The sequence below is a fragment of the Pseudomonas linyingensis genome, from assembly GCF_900109175.1.
Classification (GTDB): domain Bacteria; phylum Pseudomonadota; class Gammaproteobacteria; order Pseudomonadales; family Pseudomonadaceae; genus Geopseudomonas; species Geopseudomonas linyingensis.
Window position 1 is genome coordinate 155,309 of record NZ_FNZE01000003.1, and the last position, 23,136, is coordinate 178,444.

Below are 23,136 nucleotides of genomic sequence, written 5' to 3' on the forward strand. Positions count from 1 at the left end.
CGCTTGACCTCGTTACACCGGCCACTATATATAGCGTGGCCTTATCAGGGCGCAGTTACATTTAATTGCATATTCTGCGCCGACGGTGCCAACCGTTCATCTCGACATCTTTTCAGGAACTTTCCGATTCATGGGCAAATCTCTGGTCATCGTGGAATCCCCGGCCAAGGCCAAGACGATCAACAAGTATCTGGGCAACCAGTACGTGGTGAAGTCGAGCATCGGCCACATCCGCGACCTGCCCACCAGCGGCTCGGCCAGCAAGGAGCCGGTCAAGCGCGGCAAGGCGGCAGCGGCCGAAACGCCGGCGCTGTCGCCGAAGGAGAAGGCCAAGCGCCAGTTGTTCACCCGCATGGGCGTCGACCCCGAGCACGGCTGGAAGGCCAGGTACGAGATCCTGCCCGGCAAGGAAAAGGTGATCGAGGAGCTGCGCCGTCTGGCCAAGGATGCCGACACCATCTATCTCGCAACCGACTTGGATAGAGAGGGGGAGGCGATCGCCTGGCACCTGCGCGAAGCCATCGGTGGCGACGACAGCCGCTACAAGCGCGTGGTGTTCAACGAGATCACCAAGAAGGCCATCCAGGAGGCCTTCTCCCAGCCCGGCGAGCTGGACATCGACCGGGTCAACGCCCAGCAGGCGCGTCGCTTCCTCGACCGCGTGGTCGGCTACATGGTCTCGCCGCTGCTGTGGGCCAAGATCGCCCGCGGCCTGTCCGCCGGCCGTGTACAGTCGGTGGCGGCGAAGCTGGTGGTGGATCGCGAGCGCGAGATCCGCGCCTTCATTCCCGAAGAGTACTGGGACGTGCACGCCGACCTGGCCACCGATAGCGGTGCCCAGGTGCGTTTCGAGGTCACCCGCCAGGGCGGCGAAGCCTTCAAGCCGGTCACCGAAGCGCAGGCCATGGCTGCGGTCGAGGCGCTGAAGGCTTCTGCCTACCAGGTGGCCAAGCGAGAGGACAAGCCGACTTCGAGCAAGCCTTCCGCACCGTTCATCACCTCCACCCTGCAGCAGGCGGCGAGCAACCGTCTGGGCTTCGGGGTGAAGAAGACCATGATGATGGCCCAGCGTCTCTACGAGGCCGGCTACATCACCTACATGCGTACCGACTCGACCAACCTCTCCGCCGATGCCCTCGACATGGCGCGCGGTTTCATCGAGGGCGAGTTCGGCAAGCAATACCTGCCGGCCCAGGCGAATGTCTACAGCAGCAAGGAGGGCGCCCAGGAGGCGCACGAGGCAATCCGTCCGTCCGACGTCAACCTCAAGCCGACCCAGCTGACCGGCATGGAGCGCGACGCCGAGCGTCTGTACGAGCTGATCTGGCGCCAGTTCGTCGCCTGCCAGATGCTGCCGGCCGAGTACCTGTCGACCAGCGTCACGGTCAAGGCCGGCGAGTTCGATCTGCGTGCCAAGGGCCGCATCCTCAAGTTCGACGGCTTCACCCGCGTGCTGCCGCCGCAGAGCAAGCCTGGCGAGGATGACGTGCTGCCGGACATGGCCCAGGGCGACCAGCTCAAGCTGCTCAAGCTCGACCCGGCCCAGCACTTCACCAAGCCGCCGGCGCGCTACTCGGAAGCCAGCCTGGTCAAGGAGATGGAGAAGCGCGGCATCGGCCGGCCGTCGACCTATGCGGCGATCATCTCGACCATTCAGGATCGCGGCTACGTGACCCTGCACAATCGCCGCTTCTACGCCGAGAAGATGGGCGACATCGTCACCGATCGCCTGTCGGAAAGCTTCGCCAACCTGATGGACTACGGCTTCACCGCGGGCATGGAAGAGCGCCTGGACGACGTGGCCCAGGGCGAGCGCGAGTGGAAGCACCTGCTCGACGAGTTCTACGCCGACTTCAAGCAGAAGCTCGAAGCCGCCGAGGTCAGCGACGGCGGCATGCGTGCCAACCTGCCGACCCTGACCGATATTCCGTGCAAGGACTGCGGTAGGCCGATGATGATCCGCACCGCTTCCACCGGCGTGTTCCTCGGTTGCTCGGGCTACGCGCTGCCGCCCAAGGAACGCTGCAAGGCCACCGTCAACCTGATCCCCGGCGACGAGATCGCCGCCGACGACGAGGGCGAATCCGAGTCGCGGGTGTTGCGTGGCAAGCACCGCTGCGCCAAGTGCGGCACGGCGATGGATGCCTATCTGCTCGACGAGCAGCACAAGCTGCACATCTGCGGCAACAACCCGGACTGCCCGGGTTACGAGATCGAGGAAGGCCAGTACCGCATCAAGGGCTACGAGGGCCCGAGCCTCGAGTGCGACAAGTGCGGCAGCGAGATGCAGCTCAAGACCGGCCGCTTCGGCAAGTTCTTCGGCTGCACCAACAGTGAATGCAAGAACACCCGCAAGCTGCTGAAGAGCGGCGAGCCGGCACCGCCCAAGATGGACGCGGTGAAGATGCCCGAGCTGCGCTGCGCCAAGGTCGACGACGTCTATGTGCTGCGCGACGGCGCCTCGGGCCTGTTCCTCGCTGCCAGCCAGTTCCCCAAGAACCGCGAAACCCGCGCACCGCTGGTGGTCGAGCTGCTGCCGCACCGCGACGAGATCGATCCCAAGTACCACTACCTGCTGGAGGCACCGCAGCAGGACCCGGACGGCCGCCCGGCGGTGATCCGCTTCAGTCGCAAGACCAAGGAGCAGTACGTGCAGAGCGAGGTGGAGGGCAAGCCCAGCGGCTGGCGCGCCTTCTACGCTGACGGCAAGTGGACGGTGGAAGACAAGCGCTAAGCCGAAGTCTCGGCAAGCTCTAACGGAACCGGCCGGTGCGTGCAGACGCCCGGCCGGTTCTGCGTTGGGGCTGCGCATGGCGCGCGCTGCGGAGGTTGGCCTCGGCGGCGTATACTCGGGATTCTGTCGAGGAGTCCGCCATGGCCAACGAGCTGTATACCCGTACCAATCAGAAACTCTACTTTGCCGGTCTGGCGTTGGAAGCCTGGCGCGCTGCCGAGGCGGCCCAGGCGTTGAATGCACGGACGCAGATCCAGGCGGCCCGCGAGAGCGCGCTGTTCCATCTGTACGGCGCAGCGCTGGGCCTGTGCCACGAGATCGCCGGCTACTACCGCCTGCCCCAGGCGGCTGCGCCACAGGTCGAACAACTGCTGACCGCCGAGGTGCTGGAGGCTGCGCCCAGTCCTGAGTTGGCCGAGATGGTCGAGCTGGCGCAGGATCGCCAGAGCTGGTTGGGGCAGCTGCTGAGTGCCTACGGCGGGCTGTTCGAGCCGCCGCGCGAGGCGAAGAGGGCCAAGGTCGATCCATCCTTGGCGTTGATCACCGCGGTCAGCGTGGGCGAGCCCGTGCAGGCCGAGCTGGAGTTACCGGCACTGGCTGACTGGCAGCAGCAGATCAGGCTGCTGGCGGCACGCTTTCGTGAAGGCATGAGCGAGTGGTGACAGCCCGCCCGGGTGGCTCCGTCCGCGGTCGGTTGGCCGGACTGATCGCCGCCGCTGCGGGGCAGGGGGCTGTCCGACGCATGGCGGGGTGATCTTGTCGCTGCGCTAGGGTGTGGCGCACGGCGCTGTTACAATGCCGGCCTTTTTCCGCGGAGCACCTTTCCCATGCCGACATCCTTCCTGGAAATCGTGGAATTGCCCGATGGCCGCATCGTCCTGCGTCGCGGCGACGATGAGGAGGCGCTGGTGACTCTCGAGTTTTCCGAGGATGCCAAGGTCTTCCTGCAGGGGCTGCACATCGAGGTGGCCAAGGCCATGTTCAATCTGGGCGTGCAGATGGCCGGCAGCATGGCCGATGGCGACTACGAGCAGGATTACAACGGCGAGTCGCGCGTACTGCACTGACCCGCGGGTGGTTCGAATGCTCTGCGGAAGCCCGCAGCTTAGGCTGCGAGCTTCTCAGAGCCGGACTCAGCGGCGAATGACGCCGACGCTCAGGCCTTCGATGACGAACTCCTGATCCGGCTTGTCCAGATCGATCACGATCGGGGCGAACTCCGGATTTTCCGCCAGCAGCTGCACGCGCTTGCCGCGCCGCTGGAAGCGCTTGACCGTTACCTCTTCGCCGATTCGCGCGACCACGATCTGCCCGTTGCTGGCCTCGCGGCAGGCATGCACGGCGAGCAGATCGCCATCCAGAATGCCCACGTCCTTCATGCTCATGCCGTGCACGCGCAGCAGGAAGTCGGCGCGTGGATGGAAGAATTCCGGGCTGATCCGGCAGCTGTCCTCGATATGCTGCTCGGCGAGGATCGGTGCGCCGGCTGCGACCCGGCCGATGATCGGCAGTTCGCCCTCGCGCAGCGCCGACTCGCTGTCGGGGATGCGGATGCCGCGGGAGGCGCCGGGAATCATCTCGATGGCACCCTTGCGGGCCAGCGCGCGCAGATGCTCCTCGGCCGCGTTGGGGGAGCGAAAGCCCAGCTGTTGGGCGATTTCGGCGCGGGTCGGCGGATAGCCGTGCGCGTCCAGCCAGCTCTTGATGAAGGCCAGGATCTCGCCTTGGCGCGGTGTCAGTTTCTGCATGGACCGTGCTCTGTCTTTTTATCCAGTTGCTGGAAGTATATACAGGGTTGCGGCTCTGGCAACCACTTTGCCAGCCGGGCCCTACGTGGCCGGTTGGCGAGAGGGCGGCAGGGCGTACATACTCACTGGATCAAGCACTTGAAACTCTGGTTTCAAATGCATGTTCGCCAGGTGGGGGGATCATGGTCCAGTCGGAAACCGTCGAGCGGATTCTCGATGCTGCGGAGCAGCTGTTTGCCGAGAAGGGCTTTACCGAAACGTCGCTGCGGCTGATTACCAGCAAGGCCGGGGTGAACCTGGCTGCGGTGAACTATCACTTCGGCTCCAAGGAGGCGCTGATCCAGGAGGTTTTCGCCCGGTTCCTCGGGCCATTCTGCCAGGGACTCGAGCGCGAGCTGGAGCGCCGGCAGCGTCCGCCCGCCGCGGCGGCGGCCACGCTCGAGGAGCTGCTCGAGCTGCTGGTGGAGCAGATGCTCAGCCTCAAGCCGCGAATCGGTAACGACCTGTCGATCTTCATGCGCCTGCTGGGGCTGGCCTTCAGTCAGGGGCAGGGGCATGTGCGCAGCTATCTGGAGATCATGTACGGCAAGGTGTTCCGCCGCTACACGGCGCTGCTGGATCAGGCGGCGCCGCGGATTCCGCCGCTGGAGCTGTTCTGGCGCATGCATTTCATGCTCGGGGCGGTGGCCTTCAGCATGTCGGGGATCAGGACTCTGCGGAGCATGGCCGAGGCCGACTTCGGTGTGCAGACCTCCACCGAGCAGGTGATGCGCCTGATGGTGCCGTTCATGGCGGCGGGCATGCGTGCCGACAGTGCATTGAGCGACGAGATGCTGGACGCGCGCCCGTGTTTGCAGGGCCGAGTCGGTGTTGTGGAATAAGGCGCGCTGCTGACGGGTGCGTCCGGTCGTGCGGATCGGCTAAGCTAGCGCATCCCTGCCAAAAGCCATGCCCATGCTCGATCTGCTGCATATTTCCATCGCCGACCAGTGCCTGTACAGCTTCGCTGCCGGCGAGCTATGCCTGCGCCTGCCGGTCTCCACCGCCCTCAACGGGCCGGGCGAGCAGCAGGGCTCCGGTTGCACGCCGCGTGGCCGCCATCAGGTGCGCGCCAGAATCGGTGCCGGTCTGCCCGAGGCGGCGGTGCTGGTGGGGCGGCGCTGGACCGGCGAGATCTGGTCGCCGGCGCTGGCCGCGCAGCATCCGCAGCGCGACTGGATCCTCACCCGGATTCTCTGGCTGAGCGGCTGCGAGCCGGGGCGCAACCGCCTCGGTACGGTCGACACCTTCCGCCGCTACATCTACCTGCACGGCACCCCGGACAGCGAGCCGATGGGCGAGGCGCGCTCGCATGGCTGCATCCGCCTGCGCAATGCCGACCTGCTCGCGCTGTTCGAGCAGGTGCCGCTGCACTGTCCCGTGATCATTGATGAAGCGCCGCAGCCGCAATGGCGGCTGGCGGCGCTTGACTGAGGAGTTCGAATGTCTGGTTCGCTGATGCTGGATATCGCCGGCACCTGGCTGACGGCCGAGGATCGGCAGCTGCTGCGCCAGCCCGAAGTGGGCGGCCTGATCCTGTTCGCCCGCAACATCGAGCACCCGCAGCAGGTCCGCGAGCTGTGCGCGGCGATCCGCGCCGAGCGCCCCGATCTGCTGCTGGCGGTGGATCAGGAGGGCGGCCGGGTGCAGCGCCTGCGTCAGGGCTTCGTGCGCCTGCCGTCGATGCAGGCGCTGGCGGCGGCGCCCGATGCGCTGCAACTGGCCGCGCAGTGCGGCTGGCTGATGGCTAGCGAAGTGCTGGCGGTCGGCCTCGACTTCAGCTTCGCGCCGGTGCTCGATCTGGATCACGGACGCAGCACGGTGATCGGCTCGCGCTCGTTCGGTGCCGATCCGCTGCGGGTCGGCGAACTGGCGGCGGCCTTCATCGGCGGCATGCGCGAAGCCGGCATGGCCGCCACCGGCAAGCATTTCCCCGGTCACGGCTGGCCCGAGGCGGATTCGCATGTGGCCATCCCGCGCGACGAGCGTTCGCTGGAGGAGATCCGCGCCTGCGACATGCAACCCTTCGCGCGCCTGGCGCCGCTGCTCGACGGCATCATGCCGGCGCACGTGATCTACCCGCAGGTCGACGAACAGCCGGCAGGCTTCTCGCGGCGCTGGCTGCATGACATCCTGCGTGGCGAGCTGGGTTACCGTGGAGTGATTTTCAGCGACGATCTGAGCATGGCTGGCGCCCACGTGGCCGGCGCCGCCGATGCGCGGGTGGCGGCGGCGCTGGATGCCGGCTGCGACATGGCGCTGGTGTGCAATGACCGCGGGGCCGCCGAACTGGCCCTCGAATACCTGCAGCGCCGTGGCGTCAGCCCCGCGCTGCAGCTGGCCGGCATGCGCGCACGGCGCTGGCCGGGACAGGATTATCGGGCCCAGCCGCGCTGGCTCGAAGCGCAGGGCGCACTGCGTTCGGCCGGATTGATTGAATAAGGAGAGCACAATGGCAGTGGTAGCAATCATCGGCGGAACCGGGCTGACCCAGCTCGAAGGACTCAGCATCCGCGAAGCAGTATCGCTGGAAACGCCCTATGGCGCGCCTTCGGCCGACATCCTGCGCGGCGAGTTCGGCGGTCGCGAGGTGCTGTTCCTCGCCCGTCACGGTCATCCGCATCGCATCCCGCCGCACCAGGTCAACTATCGGGCCAACCTGTGGGCGCTGAAGCAGGCCGGTGCCGAGGCGATCATCGCGGTCAATGCGGTGGGCGGCATTCATGCCGCCATGGGCACCGGGCACTTCTGCGTGCCGCACCAGCTGATCGACTACACCTGGGGGCGCGAGCACACCTTCTACGAAGGCGAGCTGGATCATGTCACCCACGTCGACTTCACCCATCCCTATGCCGAAAACCTGCGCGCCAAGCTGATCGGCGCACTGCAGGCTGAAGGCTATCCATACAGTGGGCATGGCGTGTATGCCTGCAGTCAGGGGCCGCGCCTGGAGACCGTGGCGGAAATCGCCCGCATGGAGCGTGACGGCGCAGATATCGTCGGCATGACCGGCATGCCGGAAGCCGTACTGGCCCGCGAACTGGCGCTGCCCTACGCCTGCCTGGCGCTGGTGGTGAATCCGGCGGCCGGCAAGTCGACCGGGGTGATCACCATGGCCGAGATCGAGCAGGCCCTGGCCGACGGCATGGGCAAGGTCAAGGCTGTGCTGCAGCGGGTGCTGGCGCAAGCCTGATAACCGCCAGCAACGGAAAAGGGCGGCAGATCATCGATCTGCCGCCCTTTTTGCTGTCTGGCGCTGGCTTCAGAGCGGGCTGACGCGGATCAGGGCGCCCAGACTCGGATGGTCGAGGTAGGTCAGCTGGCCGGGAATCAGGCGGCGCTGGATCTGCAGGCGTTCGCTGGAGGTCAGGAAGCCGTCGCCGTTGAACTGGTTGACCCAGGTCTGCAGGTTCAGCTCGAGCTGGCGGCCCTGGGTCAGGTCGAGCACGCCTTCGACCGGGAAGTGGCCGTCGCTTTGCTTGCCGGTGGCGAAGCGCAGCGGCGCCGGGCTGGTGCCGACGCCCTGCTGCCAGGCCTTGTGCAGCAGCACCCGGTAGCCCTGGCTGCCTTCCAGCTTGGCCGCGGTGTCGGTCAGTGCCGGGCTGCGCTCGCGTTCCGCGGGGATCGCCGCGGCATTGCCGGCCCAGTCTTCCGGTGCCGGCTGGCTGGCGTGCACGGCCTTATCCGCCTGGCGGAAGACGATCAGTTCGACCTGGTACAGCGCTTCGGCAAAGGCCGTGGGGGCGATCAGCAGCAGCGCGACCAGCAGGGGGCGGAGCAGTCGGGGCATGGGGTTTTCCTTCAGGCGGATGGTGGAGTCAGGCGCTCGAACAGCGCCTCCAGGGTATTGAAGCGCTGTTCCGGGCGTTCCATCGGCACCTGGAACTTGAACAAGGTGGCGCCTTCGAACTTGTAGCGGTTCGGCTGGCTCTGGATCAGCTTGATCAGGGTCAGCGGCTCGACCAGGGTGTCGGCAGTGAACTCGAGGCGCCCGCCTTGCGGGCCGGCATCGACCTTCTTGATCCCCAGTTGCTCGGCCTGCAGCTTGAGCAGGGTCATGCGCATCAGGTTCTTCGCCGGCTCCGGCAGCAGGCCGAAGCGGTCGATCATCTCCACCTGCAGCTCGTTGAGTGCGCGCTCGTCCTCGGCCGAGGCGATGCGCTTGTAGAGGATCAGTCGGGCATGCACATCGGGCAGGTAGTCCTCGGGGATCAGCGCCGGCAGGCGCAGGTTGATCTCCGGGCCACCGCCCAGCGGCTGTTCCAGGTTGGGCTGTTCGCCTTTGCGGATGGCCTTGACCGCACGCTCGAGCATTTCCATGTACAGGGTGAAGCCGACCGCCTGGATCTGCCCGCTCTGACCTTCGCCGAGCAGTTCGCCGGCGCCGCGTATCTCCAGGTCGTGGGTGGCCAGCACGAAGCCGGCACCGAGGTCCTGGGCGTTGGCGATGGCTTCCAGGCGCTTCTGCGCGTCGTCGGTCATCGCCTTGCGCGCCGGGGTGAGCAGGTAGGCGTAGGCCTGGTGGTGGCTGCGGCCGACCCGGCCGCGCAACTGGTGCAGCTGGGCCAGGCCGAACTTGTCGGCGCGCTCGATGATGATGGTGTTGGCGCTGGGCACGTCGATACCGGTCTCGATGATGGTCGAGGCCACCAGCACGTTGAAGCGCTTGTGGTAGAAGTCGCCCATCACCTGTTCCAGCTCGCGTTCGCGCATCTGCCCGTGGCCGATGCCGATGCGTGCCTCGGGCACCAGTTCGGCCAGGTCGGCCGCACACTTCTCGATGGTCTTGACGTCGTTGTGCAGGTAGTAGACCTGGCCGCCGCGCAGCAGCTCGCGCAGCAGGGCCTCCTTGATCACGGTGTTCTGCTGCTCCATGACGAAGGTGCGCACCGACAGCCGGCGCGCCGGCGGGGTGGCGATGATCGACAGGTCGCGCATGCCCGACACCGCCATGTTCAGGGTGCGCGGGATTGGCGTGGCGGTCAGGGTAAGGATGTCCACCTCGCTGCGCAGGGCCTTGAGCTGCTCCTTCTGGCGCACGCCGAAGCGGTGCTCTTCGTCGATGATCACCAGGCCGAGGTCGCGGAACTTCACGTCCTCCTGCAGCAGCTTGTGGGTGCCGATGACGATGTCCACCTTGCCCTCGGCCAGCAGCAGCTCGGCCTCGCGCACTTCCTTGGCCGACTTGAAGCGGCTCATCACCTCGACCTTCACCGGCCAGTCGGCGAAGCGGTCGCGGAAGCTGTTGTAGTGCTGCTGGGCGAGCAGGGTGGTGGGCACCAGCACCGCCACCTGCTTGCCGCTGTGCACGGCGATGAAGGCGGCGCGCATGGCCACTTCGGTCTTGCCGAAGCCGACGTCGCCGCACACCAGACGGTCCATCGGCTTGGCGGCGAGCATGTCCTCGCGGACCGCGTCGATGGCAGCCTGCTGGTCCGGGGTTTCCTCGAAGGGGAAGCCGGCGCTGAAGGTTTCGTAGTCGAGTCGCGGGTCGCTGAAGGCGAAACCCTCGCGGGCGGCGCGTCGTGCGTAGACGTCGAGCAGTTCGGCGGCGACGTCGCGCACCTGTTCGGCAGCCTTGCGCTTGGCCTTCTGCCAGGTTTCCGATCCCAGGCGGTGGAGCGGCGCCAGCGCATCGTCGGCGCCGGTGTAGCGGGCGATCAGGTGCAGGCTGGCCACCGGGACGTAGAGCTTGGCTTCCTCGGCGTATTCGAGCATGAGGAATTCGGCGGCCTGGCCCTCGACTTCCAGGGTGACCAGGCCGTGGTAGCGGCCGACGCCGTGGTCGATGTGCACCACCGGCGCGCCTTCGCGCAGCTCGGTGAGGTTCTTGATCACGTTGTCGCCGCCATCGCGGACCTTGTCGCGACGGCGGCGCTGCATGACCCGGTGGCCGAACAGCGGGCTTTCCGGAATCAGCGCCAGTTCGTCGAGCAGCAGACCCTCGTCCAGCGGCGCGATGGTGATCGCCAGGCGTTCGCTGGTAGCGACAAAACCGGGCCAGCCGTCGACCTCGCGGGGCTTGAGCTTGAGGCGGGCGAGCAGTTCCAGCAGGGCTTCGCGGCGGCCGGCCGACTCGGCGCAGAACAGCACGCGGCCGGGGTACTCCTCGATGAAGCGGCGCAGGGCGGCCAGTGGCTCGCCGGCCTTGGCCTGGATCGCCAGGTCGGGCAGGACGCGGGCGGCGAAACGCTCGCGGCCGACGCCGGTCTGCACATCCTGCTGGTCGGCGATGACCCGCGGCCAGCTTTTCAGGCGGGAGAAGCAGTCTTCCACCGGCAGGAACAACTCGGCCGGTGGCAGCAGCGGGCGTTCGGGGTCGACGCGGCGTTCCTCGTAGCGGTTGCGCACGTCGCCCCAGAACTGCTCGGCGGCCTGCTCGATGCCGGGCAGGGAGAATACCTGGGTATCGCCGGGCAGGTAGTCGAACAGGGTGGCGGTCTGCTCGAAGAACAGTGGCAGGTAGTACTCGATGCCGGCCGGGGCCAGGCCGCTGGACAGGTCCTGGTACAGCGGGCAGCGCCGGTAGTCGACGTCGAAACGCTCGCGAAAGCGTGCGCGGAAGGTAGCCACCGCCTCCTTCTGCATCGGGAACTCGCGCGCCGGCAGCAGGCGCACCGAGTCGACCTTGTCGACCGAGCGCTGGGTCTCCGGGTCGAAGGTGCGCAGGGTTTCGATCTCGTCGTCGAACAGGTCGATGCGATAGGGTAGCGGGCTGCCCATCGGATAGAGGTCGATCAGCGCACCGCGCACGGCGAACTCGCCGTGCTCGTAGACGGTGTCCACACAGCGATAGCCGGCGGCCTCCAGGCGCGTGCGGGTGGTGTCGACGTTCAGGCGCTGGCCGACATCCAGCACCAGGCTGGAGCCGAGCAGGAAGGCCGGCGGCGGCAGGCGGTGCAGGGCGGTGGCGATCGGCACCACCAGCACGCCGTGCTTGAGTTCGGGCAGTCGGTATAGGCTGGCGATGCGCTGGGAAATGATGTCCTGGTGTGGCGAGAATACGTCGTAGGGCAGGGTTTCCCAATCGGGGAAGTGCAGCACCGGCAGGTCGGGGGCGAAGAAGCGCAATTCCTCCTGCAGGCGCTCGGCGCTCTGGCTGTCGGCGGTCAGCAGCAGGGTGAAGCGCTGCGCGGCAGCGGCGGCCTCGGCGATGGCCAGGCCCTGGGCGGCGCCGGGCAGATTGCCCCAGTGTTGTTTGCCGGAAGCGGCCGGCAGGCTCGGAAGACGCAGTACGGTCACGGGCGACTCTGGATGGCGACAAAGTCCGGATTGTAGCGGGCGGCTGCGCCAGCTGTCAGTGCTCGCGGGGGCACGTTGCCCGAAAGCGCCGGGGCCGTCATAATGTAGCCCTTTTTGTCATCTCCTACATGTGGAAGGTACCGCCCGTGAACCAGAAGACCGACCAGTGCCTTGGTGAGTGGATTGACCGCGAGGCCCTCGCTGAGGCCATGATTCCGCTGATCGGCCAGCTCTATCGCAACAATAAAGTGGTGACCTCGATCTACGGTCGCGGCCTGATCAATCGCTCGGTGATCGGCATCCTCAAGGCGCATCGCTTCGCTCGCCAGATCGACGATGCCGAGCTGTCGGTCCACGATACCTTCCCGCTTCTGCAGGCGATGAGCCAGCTGGAACTGGGCGCTGCCTCCGTTGACCTGGGTCGCCTGGCGGTCAAGTTCAAGCACGAAGGCAGCGGCCGCAGCGCCGAGCAGTTCGTCCGTGAAGAGCTGGCTGCGGTGGTTGGCAAGCAGGGCAGCAACGGTCATCAGGGCGCCGACGTGGTGCTGTACGGTTTCGGTCGCATCGGCCGCCTGCTGGCGCGCATCCTGATCGAGAAGACCGGCGGCGGCGACGGCCTGCGCCTGCGCGCCATCGTCGTGCGCAAGGGTGCCGAGAACGATCTGGTCAAGCGTGCCAGCCTGCTGCGTCGCGACTCGGTGCATGGCCCGTTCAACGGCACCATCACCATTGACGAGGAGAACAACACCATCCTCGCCAACGGCAACCTGATCCAGGTGATCTACTCCAACGATCCGACCACCGTGGACTACACCGCCTACGGCATCAAGGACGCCATCGTCGTCGACAACACCGGCAAGTGGCGCGACGCCGAAGGCCTCGGCCAGCACCTCAAGTGCCCGGGCGTGGCCCGCGTGCTGCTGACCGCGCCGGGCAAGGGCGAGGTCAAGAACATCGTTCACGGCATCAACCACGGCCTGATCAGCGACGAGGACAAGATCCTCTCCGCCGCTTCCTGCACCACCAACGCCATCGTGCCGGTGCTCAAGGCGATCTACGACAAGTTCGGCATCGTTCATGGCCACGTGGAGACCGTGCACTCCTACACCAACGACCAGAACCTGATCGACAACTTCCACAAGGGCAACCGTCGTGGTCGCAGTGCCGCGCTGAACATGGTGATCACCGAGACCGGTGCCGCCACCGCTGCCGCCAAGGCCCTGCCGGTGCTGAAGGGCAAGCTGACCGGCAACGCCATTCGCGTGCCGACGCCGAACGTGTCCATGGCCATTCTCAACCTGAGTCTGGAAAAGGCCACCAGCCGCGACGAGATCAACGAGTACCTGCGTCACATGGCGCTGCACTCCGAGCTGCACAAGCAGATCGACTTCACCAACTCGCCGGAAGTGGTGTCCACCGACTTCGTGGGTTCCCGTCACGCCGGTGTGGTCGATGCCGAGGCCACCATCTGCAACGACAATCGCGTCGTGCTGTACGTGTGGTACGACAATGAGTTCGGTTACAGCTGCCAGGTAGTGCGTGTGCTGGAAGACGTGGCTGGGGTCAACCCGCCGGCCTTCCCGCGCTGATCCGCGCAGGGTACTGAAAAACCAAAACGGGAGCCTCGGCTCCCGTTTTGCGTTTCTGAGATATCAACGCCTGTCGGCGGGCGGGGCTGCGCGCCTGTATGAGCCCTTCTCGGTGGTTTTCCCTCCGATCCGGGTGGGTCAAGTGCGCAAGTGTCGCCGGGTGTTACCAATGGCCGAAATAATCAAACGGTTAGGTGGCCAGTGGGAAAGTAGCTCCTTATAATCGTCCGGATAATTTTTCGCGGGTTCGCAATCGTCTGATGTTGCCAAAGGATGGGGCATATTGCCGCACTTTCCGGCGCGGCAGGTGAGGCGGGCCTGAACCCTTTAGTAATAGTGATTAGGCGATACGTATGATTAAAGTCAAACGTGGTCTGGATCTGCCTATCACCGGCGCACCCGCGCAGCGTATCGAGGCCGCCCGGCCCGTGCGCAGCGTTGCGCTCGTTGGCTTCGATTATCACGGGATGAAGCCCACGATGCAGGTGCAGGTCGGTGATCGAGTGAAGCTCGGCCAGGTCCTGTTTTCCGACAAGAAGACTCCTGGGGTGAACTTTACTGCGCCGGCCTCCGGTGTGGTGAGCGCCATTCATCGTGGCGAACAGCGTGTCCTGCAGTCTGTGGTCATTGACCTCGAAGGCGACGAGCAGTTCACCTTCGCCAGCTATCCGGCCGCCCAGCTGGCCAGCCTCGATGCCGGCCAGGTACGCGAGAACCTGCTGAACTCCGGCCTGTGGACCGCCCTGCGGACCCGTCCGTACAGCAAGGTGCCCGCGGTCGACGCGACGCCCAGCTCGATCTTCGTCAGCGCCATCGACACCAATCCGCTCGCCGCCGATCCAGCGGTGATTACCGCCGAGCATGCGGCCGACTTCGAGAGTGGTCTCAAGGTGCTCGGTCGTCTGGCCAAGGTGTTCCTGTGCAAGGCCGAGGGCGTCAGCCTGCCCGGCGAGAGCCTGGCCGGGGTGACCACCGAGGCCTTCGCCGGCCCGCATCCGGCGGGTCTGGTCGGGACCCATATCCACCACCTCGATCCGGTCAGTGCGACCAAGAGTGTGTGGACCATCAACTATCAGGACGTCATCGCCGTCGGCAAGCTGTTCACCAGCGGCCAGCTGTGGACCGAGCGCGTGGTTGCCCTGGCCGGTCCGGTGGTCGACAAGCCGCGTCTGCTGCGTACCCGTCTGGGCGCCAGCCTGCAGGAGCTGACCGCCGGCGAGCTGCAGGCCGGTCACAACCGGCTGATCTCCGGCTCGGTGTTCGGCGGGCGCACCGCGCGTGGCGCCTGTGCCTATCTCGGCCGCTACCACCTGCAGGTGTCCTGCCTGCGCGAAGGCAACGACCGCGAGATGCTGCACTACCTGCGTGCCGGGGTGAACAAGCACTCGGTGCTCAACGTGTTCGTCTCCAAGCTGATGGGCGGCAAGCTGTTCCCCTTCACCACCACCACCAACGGCAGCCCGCGCGCCATGGTGCCGGTGGGCAACTACGAAGAGGTGATGCCGCTGGATATCCTGGCCACCCAGCTGCTGCGTTCGCTGATCGTCGGCGATACCGAGATGGCGCAGAAGCTTGGCTGCCTCGAGCTGGACGAGGAAGACCTGGCGCTGTGCAGCTATGTCTGCGCCGGCAAGTATGAGTACGGCCCGATCCTGCGGGACAACCTCACCCGCATCGAAAAGGAGGGCTGAACATGGGCGTGCGCGAATATCTCGACAAGATCGAGCACAACTTCGAAAAAGGCGGCAGATACGAGAAGTGGTACGCCCTCTATGAGGCGGTGGACACCTTTTTCTATCGCCCCGGCAGCGTGACCAGGACCACCGCCCACGTGCGTGACGGCATCGACCTCAAGCGCATGATGATCACCGTGTGGCTGTGCACCTTCCCGGCGATGTTCTTCGGCATGTGGAACGTCGGCTACCAGGCCAACCTGATCTTCGCCCAGAGCCCCGAGCTGCTGGCGGCGCAGGACGGCTGGCGCTTCTCGCTGATCGGCTCGCTGGCCGGTTTCGATCCGAACAGCCTGTGGGACTGCTTCATCCAGGGTGCGGCGTACTTCCTGCCGATCTACCTGGTGACCTTCATCGTCGGCGGTTTCTGGGAAGTGCTGTTCGCTTCCATCCGTCGTCACGAGGTCAACGAAGGCTTCTTCGTCACCTCCGTGCTGTTCGCCCTGATCCTGCCGCCGAGCATTCCGCTGTGGCAGGTCGCTCTGGGTATCAGCTTCGGCGTGGTGATCGCCAAGGAAGTGTTCGGCGGCACCGGCAAGAACTTCCTCAACCCGGCGCTGGCCGGCCGTGCCTTCCTGTTCTTCGCCTATCCGGCGCAGCTGTCGGGTGACGGCGTGTGGACCGCGGTGGACGGCTATGTCGGCGCCACCAGCCTGAGCCTGGGCGCTGCCGGCGGGGTGGAGGCGATCGTCGGTCAGGGCATCACCTGGATGGATGCCTTTGTCGGCACCATTCACGGCTCGGTCGGCGAGACCAGCACCCTGGCCATCTTCATCGGCGGTGCGGTGCTGCTGCTGACCAAGATCGCCTCCTGGCGCATCGTCGCCGGCGTGATGATCGGCATGGTCGCCACCAGCACCCTGTTCAACACCATCGGCTCGGACAGCAACCCGATGTTCGCCATGCCCTGGCACTGGCACCTGGTGGTCGGCGGTTTCGCCTTCGCCATGCTGTTCATGGCCACCGACCCGGTTTCGGCGTCGATGACCAACACCGGCAAGTGGCTGTTCGGCGCCCTGATCGGCCTGATGGTGGTGCTGATCCGCGTGGTCAACCCGGCATTCCCGGAAGGCATGATGCTGGCGATCCTGTTCGCCAACCTGTTTGCACCGCTGATCGACCACTTCGTCGTTCAGGCCAATATCAAGCGGAGGCTGGCACGCAATGTCTAGTCAAAAAGAGTCGACTGCCCGCACCCTGATGGTGGCGCTGGTGGTCTGCCTGGTGTGCTCGGTGTTCGTCGCCGGCGCCGCCGTGGCGTTGAAGCCGACCCAGATCGAGAACCGTCAACTGGACAAGCAGCGCAGCATCCTGGCCATTGCCGGTCTGGGTGAGGCCGAAATGTCCGGCAAGCAGGTCAAGGAGCTGTTCGCCAGCCGCATCCGTGCGCGCGTGGTCGACCTGCAGACCGGCCGGTTCACCGACGAGCTGAATGCTGCGACCTTCGATCCGCTCAAGGCAGCCAAGGATCCCAAGTTGTCCGACGCGCTCGGTGGCGAGCAGGACATCGCCTCGATCAAGCGTCGCGAGCGCTTTACCACCGTCTATTTGGTGGAGACCGCCGACGGGCAGCTGGAAACCCTGATCCTGCCGGTGCGCGGCTACGGCCTGTGGTCGACCCTGCACGGCTTCATGGCGGTCAAGGGCGACCTCAATACCGTGGCCGGCTTCGGCTTCTACCAGCATGCCGAGACCCCCGGTCTGGGCGGCGAGGTGGACAATCCGAAGTGGAAGGCGCTGTGGCCGGGCAAGACCCTGTTCAACGAGCAGGGCGAGCCGGTCATCGCGATCGTCAAGGGCGGCGTCGATCCGCAGAGTGCGCAGGCGATTCATCAGGTCGACGGTCTGGCCGGTGCGACCCTGACCAGCAAGGGCGTCGACAATCTGCTGAAGTTCTGGCTGGGCCAGGGCGGCTTCGGCTCCTTCATTGCTAATCTGCGTGCTGGGGAGGCCTGATCATGTCCCAACCGACTATCAAGGAAGTCCTGCTTAATCCGATCTTCCACAACAACCCCATCGGCCTGCAGATCCTTGGCATCTGTTCGGCGCTGGCGGTGACCTCGAACCTGAAGACCGCGCTGGTGATGTCGATCGCCCTGACCCTGGTGACCGGCTTCTCCAACCTGTTCATCTCGATGGTGCGCAGTCAGATCCCCAGCTCGATCCGCATGATCGTGCAGATGGTGATCATCGCCTCACTGGTGATCGTGGTCGATCAGGTCCTCAAGGCCTACGCCTTCAGTCTGGCCAAGCAGCTGTCGGTGTTCGTCGGTCTGATCATCACCAACTGCATCGTGATGGGCCGTGCCGAAGCCTTCGCCATGCAGAATCCGCCGGTGCTGTCGTTCTTCGACGGCATCGGTAACGGCCTGGGTTACAGCGCCATGCTGATCGTGCTCGGCATCGTTCGCGAGCTGTTCGGCGCCGGCAAGCTGCTGGGCTTCGAGATCATTCCGGTGGTCAATGACGGCGGCTGGTACCAGCCCAACGGTCTGCTGCTGCTGCCTCCCTCGGCATTCTTCCTGATCGGCCTGATCATCTGGGCCCTGCGTACCTGGAAGAAAGAGCAGGTCGAGGCGCCCAGCTACAAGATGGCTCCGCAAGTGCTGAACAAGGAGGCCTACTGATGGAACACTATATCAGCCTGTTCGTGAAGGCCGTGTTCGTGGAGAACATGGCGCTGGCCTTCTTCCTCGGCATGTGCACCTTCATCGCCATTTCCAAGAAGGTGGAAACGGCGATCGGTCTGGGTATCGCCGTGGTGGTGGTGCAGACCATCACCGTGCCGGCCAACAACCTGCTGTATACCTACCTGCTCAAGGAAGGCGCGCTGGCCTGGGCCGGGCTGCCGGAAGTCGACCTCAGCTTCCTCGGCCTGCTCAGCTACATCGGAGTGATCGCTGCCATCGTGCAGATTCTCGAGATGCTCCTCGACAAGTACGTGCCCTCGCTCTACAACGCGCTGGGCGTGTTCCTGCCGCTGATCACGGTGAACTGCGCCATCATGGCCGGCTCGCTGTTCATGGTCGAGCGCGACTACAACCTCTCCGAGAGCGTGGTCTACGGTCTGGGCTCGGGCTTCTCCTGGGCGCTGGCGATTGCCGTGCTTGCCGGTGTGCGCGAGAAGCTCAAGTACAGCGACGTTCCCGCCGGTCTGCAGGGGCTGGGTATCACCTTCATCACCATCGGACTGATGTCGCTGGGCTTCATGTCCTTCTCCGGTGTGCAGCTCTAAGGAAGGGATGAACAGATGATCAATTTCGAGATTTTCCTCGCCATCGGCATGTTCACCGCCATCGTGCTCGCACTGGTGGTGATCATCCTCGCGGCACGCGCCAAGCTGGTGTCCAGCGGCGACGTGACCATCGAGATCAACGGCGAGAAGACCATTACCGTACCGGCCGGCGGCAAGCTGCTGCAGACCCTGGCCAACAACAACGTCTTCCTGTCCTCGGCCTGTGGCGGCGGCGGCACCTGCGCGCAGTGCAAGTGCATCGTCGAGTCGGGTGGCGGCGAGATGCTGCCGACCGAGGAGTCGCACTTCACCAAGCGCGAGGCCAAGGCCGGCTGGCGCCTGTCCTGCCAGACCCCGGTCAAGCAGGACATGAAGATCGAAGTGCCGGAAGAAGTGTTCGGGGTGAAGAAGTGGGAATGCACGGTGCAGTCCAACCCCAACGTCGCCACCTTCATCAAGGAGCTGACCCTCAAGCTGCCGGAAGGCGAGAACGTCGACTTCCGCGCCGGCGGTTACGTGCAGCTGGAGTGCCCGCCGCACGTGGTCAACTACAAGGACTTCGACATCCAGCCCGAATACCGCGGCGACTGGGACAAGTTCAACATGTGGCGCTACGTGTCCAAGGTGGATGAGCCGACCATTCGCGCCTACTCCATGGCCAACTACCCGGAAGAGCGCGGACTGGTGAAGTTCAACATCCGCATCGCCACGCCGCCGCCGGGCAAGGACGAGATCCCGCCGGGCAAGATGTCCTCGTTCGTGTTCAACCTCAAGCCGGGCGACAAGATCACCGTGTACGGACCCTTCGGCGAGTTCTTCGCCAAGGACACCGACAACGAGATGGTGTTCATCGGCGGCGGTGCCGGCATGGCGCCGATGCGTTCGCACATCTTCGACCAGCTCAAGCGCCTGAAGTCCACCCGCAAGATCAGCTTCTGGTACGGTGCGCGCTCCATGCGCGAGGCGTTCTACGTCGAGGAGTACGATCAGCTGCAGGCCGAGAACCCGAACTTCAAGTGGCACCTGGCGCTGTCCGATCCGCAGCCCGAGGATAACTGGAGCGGTCTCAAGGGCTTCATCCACAACGTGCTGTTCGAGAACTACCTGAAGGACCATCCGGCGCCGGAGGACTGCGAGTTCTACATGTGCGGTCCGCCGATGATGAACGCGGCAGTGATCAAGATGCTGCTGGATCTGGGTGTGGAGCGCGAAAACATCCTGCTCGACGACTTCGGCGGCTAGTCCCGATGTCCCTGGCAGCAGTGCTGCGGCCCGTCATCGCTGTCGTCTGTGCGACAGCCCTGACGGGCTGTTTGTTTTCCGATCCGCTGGAGTCCTTCGGCGGTCCAACCATGGGCAGCACCTACGCGATCAAGTACGTGCGTGCCGACGGAGTGGCGGATGCCGCGACCCTGCAGACCGGCGTCGAGGCGATCCTCGCCGAGGTCGACAGTCAGATGTCCACCTACCGCGACGATTCGCTGATCGAGCAGTTCAACCGCGCGCCGGCCGGTACCTGCATGGCGATGCCGCAGGATGTGCTGGAGCTGGTGCGCCTGGGCGAGGGCTTGGCGCTGCAGAGTGATGGCGCCTTTGACCTGACCATCGAGCCGCTGCTCAACCTGTGGGGCTTCGGGCCCAAGTCGCGCGGCGAGCAGGTGCCCAGCGCCGAAGCGATTGCCGCCGCGCGCCAGCGCGTCGGCCATCGGCACCTGCGCATCGACGGCGAGCAGCTGTGCAAGGACGTCAAGCTGCAGGTGGACTTCAACAGCATCGCCGCCGGCCACGCGGTCGACCGCATCGCCGCCTGGCTCGAGCAGCAGGGCGTGGGCAGCTATCTGGTGGAGGCCACCGGCGAACTCAAGGCGCGCGGGCGTAAGCCGGACGGTTCGCCCTGGCGTATCGCCGTCGAGGAACCGCGCGACGATCAGCGGGTGGCACAGAAGGTGCTTGAACTGGACGGCTACGGCGTCTCGACCTCGGGTGACTATCGCAACTACTTCGAGGAAAATGGCCGGCGCTACTCGCACACCCTCGATCCGCGCAGCGGCGCACCGATTACCCACCGCCTGGCGGCGGTGACCGTGCTGCACCCCAAGGCTCTGCTGGCCGATGGCCTGTCCACCCTGTTGATGGTGCTGGGGCCGGAAGAGGGCGTAATCTGGGCGGAGCGGCAGGGGATCGCGGCCTTCTTCGTGACCCGCGAAGGTGAAGGCTACGTCACCCACGCAACCAAGGCTTTTGACGCGCTGATCGCGGCGCAAGGGGAACGACCATGACCTGGTTACTGGCTTTTGCGGTCATGCTGCTGGTGGTATTCGGCATGGCTATCGGAGTGATCATGGGGCGCAAGCCGATCGCCGGCTCCTGTGGCGGTATCGCCAACCTGGGCATCGAGAAGGACGAGTGTCCGATCTGCGGTGGTGACACCCAGAAGTGCGAGGAAGCCAACAGCGAAGGTGACGGCAAGCCGTCCGCTGTGCAGGCCTACGACGCGACCCGTCGCAGCTGAACCCCGACGGGGCAGTGACCATCACTGCCCCGTTTTTATTTACGGTCGCCGACCGCGAGCCACGGGGCTCGCGACATGAATCCGGCGCCGGATGTGAGGCCCGCCTGATGCGGGTTGCAGTTTGTCCCTAAGGAGTGACAGATGGCCGTCTACAACTATGACGTGGTGGTGCTGGGCTCGGGCCCGGCAGGCGAGGGGGCGGCGATGAGCGCCGCCAAGAGCGGGCGCAAGGTGGCGGTGGTGGATAGCCGCAAGCTGGTTGGTGGCAACTGCACGCACCTGGGCACCATTCCCTCCAAGGCCCTGCGTCATTCGGTCCGCCAGATTCTGCAGTTCAACACCAATCCGATGTTCCGCCAGATCGGCGAGCCGCGCTGGTTCTCCTTCCCCGATGTGCTGAAGAGCGCCGAGTTGGTGATCGACAAGCAGGTCGCCTCGCGCACCGGCTACTACGCACGCAATCGCGTCGACGTGTTCTTCGGTACCGCTAGTTTCGCCGACGAGCACACCATCGAGGTGGTGACCCACAACGGCGTGGTGGAAAAGCTGGTGACCAAGCAGGTGGTGGTGGCCACCGGCTCGCGTCCCTACCGTCCGGCCGATGTCGACTTCAGCCATCCGCGGATCTACGACAGCGACACCATCCTCAACCTCAGCCACACCCCGCGGCGAATGATCATCTACGGAGCCGGGGTCATCGGTTGCGAATATGCGTCGATCTTCAGTGGCCTGGGGGTGCTGGTCGACCTGATCGACAACCGCGACCAGTTGCTCAGCTTCCTGGATGACGAGATTTCCGATGCGCTGAGCTATCACCTGCGCAACAACAACGTGCTGATCCGTCACCACGAGGAGTACGAGCGCATCGAGGGTCAGGATCACGGCGTGGTGCTACACCTGAAGTCGGGCAAGAAGATCAAGGCCGATGCCCTGCTGTGGTGCAACGGCCGTACCGGCAACACTGACAAGCTCGCTCTGGAGAACGTCGGTATCGAGGCCAACAGCCGCGGGCAGATTGCCGTCGACCAGCACTACCGCACCAGTGTGGCGAACATCTACGCCGCCGGCGACGTGATCGGCTGGCCGAGCCTGGCCAGTGCCGCCTACGACCAGGGGCGCTCGGCCGCCGGCAACATCGTCGACAACGACAGCTGGCACTTCGTCGATGACGTGCCGACCGGTATCTACACCATTCCGGAGATCAGCTCGATCGGCAAGAACGAGCAGGAGCTGACCAAGGAGAAGATCCCTTACGAGGTCGGCAAGGCGTTCTTCAAGTCGATGGCGCGCGCGCAGATCTCCAACGAGCGGGTCGGCATGCTGAAGATCCTCTTCCATCGCGAGAGCCTGCAGATCCTCGGCGTGCACTGCTTCGGCTACCAGGCCTCGGAAATCGTCCATATCGGTCAGGCGATCATGAATCAGAAGGGCGAGGCGAATACCATCAAGTATTTCATCAACACCACCTTCAACTACCCGACCATGGCCGAAGCCTATCGGGTGGCGGCGTTCGATGGCCTCAACCGGCTTTTTTGAGCGGCTCCGACCGGTGGCCTGAGCCGGTCGGAGAGTGGCCGCTCAGCGATTCCCGAGGGTGGCTATGGCCAAACCGGGAAAGTCTGTGATCAGGCTGTCCACGCCCAGGTCGGCGAGCCGGCGCATCAGCACCGGTTCGTTGACCGTCCACACCGACACGTGCAGTCCGAGCTGCTGCGCCCGGCGCAGGCGCTCCGGACTGCACAGTGTCCAGTTCAGCACCAGCATGCTGCATTCGTAGCGCTGCGCCACCTTCAGCGGATCGAGCCAGGCGTACTCGGCCACCAGGCCACGGGCCAGCTGCGGCGCCAGTTCCTGCAGGGCGCGTAGCACGCTGCGCGAGCTGCTGGTGACGGTCACCTTGTCTTCCAGGCCGAACTCGCCGGTCAGAGCGGCAATCGCCTTGACCATGCGCTCGGCGCGAACTCTCGAGGCGCTTTTCACCTCCAGCTGCCAGTGCTCAAAGGGGCAGTGCGCGAACAGCGTGCGCAGGCGCGGAATCGGGCAGGGTTGCGGCCAGGCGGGTCCGGCGGCGCGGGCATCGAGCTGCTCTAGCTCGGCGGCGCTGTAGCGGGCGACCTTGCCGCGCTGACCGGTGGTGCGCTTGAGGGTGGGGTCGTGGATCACCATCAGCTGGTCGTCGGCGGACAGGTGCAGGTCCAGCTCGCAGCGGGTCACGCCCTGCTCGAGGCAGCGCTGGAAGCTGGCGAGGGTGTTTTCCGGGGTCTCGCCCCGGGCGCCGCGATGGCCGTAGATGAGGGGCACGAC

General features: G+C 65.2%; 21 protein-coding genes. 17 read left to right on the plus strand and 4 right to left on the minus strand.

Going from position 1 to position 23,136, the window contains the following annotated elements; all coding sequences use genetic code 11:
• Positions 1 to 130: 130 nt before the first annotated feature.
• From topA to BMZ19_RS04960, 3 genes are all read left to right on the plus strand, one after another.
• Positions 131 to 2,734 carry a type I DNA topoisomerase gene (gene topA, locus BMZ19_RS04950; RefSeq protein ID WP_090307756.1) on the plus strand — a complete coding sequence of 868 codons (2,604 nt, stop codon included), beginning with the start codon at positions 131 to 133 and terminating at the stop codon, positions 2,732 to 2,734.
• 140 nt (positions 2,735 to 2,874) lie between these two features.
• Positions 2,875 to 3,396, plus strand: coding sequence for a DUF6586 family protein (locus BMZ19_RS04955; RefSeq protein ID WP_090307759.1), 522 nt, complete (start codon positions 2,875 to 2,877; stop codon positions 3,394 to 3,396).
• 165 nt (positions 3,397 to 3,561) lie between these two features.
• Positions 3,562 to 3,801 carry a hypothetical protein gene (locus tag BMZ19_RS04960; RefSeq protein WP_090307761.1) on the plus strand — a complete coding sequence of 80 codons (240 nt, stop codon included), beginning with the start codon at positions 3,562 to 3,564 and terminating at the stop codon, positions 3,799 to 3,801.
• A gap of 66 nt (positions 3,802 to 3,867) precedes the next feature.
• Here BMZ19_RS04960 and lexA read toward each other — a convergent pair whose 3' ends face one another.
• Complete coding sequence (gene lexA / locus BMZ19_RS04965) at positions 3,868 to 4,482, minus strand: transcriptional repressor LexA (RefSeq protein ID WP_090307764.1); 615 nt, start codon at positions 4,480 to 4,482, stop codon at positions 3,868 to 3,870.
• Positions 4,483 to 4,664: 182 nt separating this feature from the next.
• Here lexA and BMZ19_RS04970 point away from each other — a divergent pair, with 182 nt between their 5' ends.
• The 4 genes from BMZ19_RS04970 to BMZ19_RS04985 all read left to right on the plus strand — a co-directional run bounded on the left by BMZ19_RS04970 (position 4,665) and on the right by BMZ19_RS04985 (position 7,714).
• Complete coding sequence (locus tag BMZ19_RS04970) at positions 4,665 to 5,363, plus strand: TetR/AcrR family transcriptional regulator (RefSeq protein ID WP_090307767.1); 699 nt, start codon at positions 4,665 to 4,667, stop codon at positions 5,361 to 5,363.
• Positions 5,364 to 5,430: 67 nt separating this feature from the next.
• Positions 5,431 to 5,955, plus strand: a complete 525-nt coding sequence (locus tag BMZ19_RS04975) for a L,D-transpeptidase (RefSeq protein ID WP_090307771.1) — start codon at positions 5,431 to 5,433, stop codon at positions 5,953 to 5,955.
• Between the two features lie 9 nt (positions 5,956 to 5,964).
• The gene (nagZ, locus tag BMZ19_RS04980) at positions 5,965 to 6,963 is read left to right on the plus strand and encodes a beta-N-acetylhexosaminidase (protein ID WP_170847707.1); all 999 of its coding nucleotides are present in this window, start codon (positions 5,965 to 5,967) and stop codon (positions 6,961 to 6,963) included.
• A 10-nt stretch (positions 6,964 to 6,973) separates the two neighbouring features.
• Complete coding sequence (locus BMZ19_RS04985) at positions 6,974 to 7,714, plus strand: S-methyl-5'-thioinosine phosphorylase (RefSeq protein ID WP_090307774.1); 741 nt, start codon at positions 6,974 to 6,976, stop codon at positions 7,712 to 7,714.
• A gap of 69 nt (positions 7,715 to 7,783) precedes the next feature.
• Here the strand turns inward: BMZ19_RS04985 and BMZ19_RS04990 are convergent, their stop codons facing one another.
• Both BMZ19_RS04990 and mfd read right to left on the minus strand, forming a co-directional pair.
• A complete protein-coding gene (locus BMZ19_RS04990; protein ID WP_090307776.1) occupies positions 7,784 to 8,311 on the minus strand; it encodes a CsiV family protein in 528 nt (175 codons plus the stop codon).
• An 11-nt stretch (positions 8,312 to 8,322) separates the two neighbouring features.
• Positions 8,323 to 11,763, minus strand: coding sequence for a transcription-repair coupling factor (gene mfd / locus BMZ19_RS04995; protein ID WP_090307779.1), 3,441 nt, complete (start codon positions 11,761 to 11,763; stop codon positions 8,323 to 8,325).
• Positions 11,764 to 11,891: 128 nt separating this feature from the next.
• On the opposite strand from mfd, the gene BMZ19_RS05000 reads away from it, so the two are divergent.
• From BMZ19_RS05000 to sthA, 10 genes are all read left to right on the plus strand, one after another.
• The gene (locus BMZ19_RS05000) at positions 11,892 to 13,352 is read left to right on the plus strand and encodes a glyceraldehyde-3-phosphate dehydrogenase (RefSeq protein WP_090307781.1); all 1,461 of its coding nucleotides are present in this window, start codon (positions 11,892 to 11,894) and stop codon (positions 13,350 to 13,352) included.
• 353 nt (positions 13,353 to 13,705) lie between these two features.
• A complete protein-coding gene (locus tag BMZ19_RS05005) occupies positions 13,706 to 15,043 on the plus strand; it encodes a Na(+)-translocating NADH-quinone reductase subunit A (RefSeq protein WP_090307783.1) in 1,338 nt (445 codons plus the stop codon).
• 2 nt (positions 15,044 to 15,045) lie between these two features.
• On the plus strand, positions 15,046 to 16,257 hold the full coding sequence (locus tag BMZ19_RS05010) for an NADH:ubiquinone reductase (Na(+)-transporting) subunit B (protein ID WP_090307786.1): 1,212 nt from the start codon (positions 15,046 to 15,048) through the stop codon (positions 16,255 to 16,257).
• Positions 16,250 to 17,041, plus strand: a complete 792-nt coding sequence (locus BMZ19_RS05015) for a Na(+)-translocating NADH-quinone reductase subunit C (RefSeq protein WP_090307789.1) — start codon at positions 16,250 to 16,252, stop codon at positions 17,039 to 17,041. Before BMZ19_RS05010 ends, BMZ19_RS05015 begins: the two co-directional genes overlap by 8 nt.
• Positions 17,038 to 17,712, plus strand: a complete 675-nt coding sequence (locus BMZ19_RS05020; RefSeq protein WP_170847710.1) for an NADH:ubiquinone reductase (Na(+)-transporting) subunit D — start codon at positions 17,038 to 17,040, stop codon at positions 17,710 to 17,712. Before BMZ19_RS05015 ends, BMZ19_RS05020 begins: the two co-directional genes overlap by 4 nt.
• A complete protein-coding gene (gene nqrE, locus BMZ19_RS05025; protein WP_090307794.1) occupies positions 17,712 to 18,320 on the plus strand; it encodes an NADH:ubiquinone reductase (Na(+)-transporting) subunit E in 609 nt (202 codons plus the stop codon). The genes BMZ19_RS05020 and nqrE overlap by 1 nt, the downstream gene beginning before the upstream one ends.
• 15 nt (positions 18,321 to 18,335) lie before the next feature.
• On the plus strand, positions 18,336 to 19,562 hold the full coding sequence (nqrF, locus tag BMZ19_RS05030) for an NADH:ubiquinone reductase (Na(+)-transporting) subunit F (protein ID WP_090307797.1): 1,227 nt from the start codon (positions 18,336 to 18,338) through the stop codon (positions 19,560 to 19,562).
• A gap of 5 nt (positions 19,563 to 19,567) precedes the next feature.
• Complete coding sequence (locus tag BMZ19_RS05035; protein WP_090307800.1) at positions 19,568 to 20,599, plus strand: FAD:protein FMN transferase; 1,032 nt, start codon at positions 19,568 to 19,570, stop codon at positions 20,597 to 20,599.
• Positions 20,596 to 20,832: a (Na+)-NQR maturation NqrM gene (nqrM, locus tag BMZ19_RS05040; protein ID WP_090307803.1), complete on the plus strand. Its 237-nt coding sequence runs from the start codon at positions 20,596 to 20,598 to the stop codon at positions 20,830 to 20,832. The genes BMZ19_RS05035 and nqrM overlap by 4 nt, the downstream gene beginning before the upstream one ends.
• 141 nt (positions 20,833 to 20,973) lie before the next feature.
• Entirely contained in the window at positions 20,974 to 22,368 is a 1,395-nt protein-coding gene (gene sthA / locus BMZ19_RS05045) for a Si-specific NAD(P)(+) transhydrogenase (RefSeq protein WP_090307806.1), read from the plus strand.
• A gap of 42 nt (positions 22,369 to 22,410) precedes the next feature.
• Here sthA and BMZ19_RS05050 read toward each other — a convergent pair whose 3' ends face one another.
• Positions 22,411 to 23,133, minus strand: a complete 723-nt coding sequence (locus BMZ19_RS05050; protein WP_090307808.1) for a glycerophosphodiester phosphodiesterase — start codon at positions 23,131 to 23,133, stop codon at positions 22,411 to 22,413.
• Positions 23,134 to 23,136 lie beyond the last annotated feature (3 nt).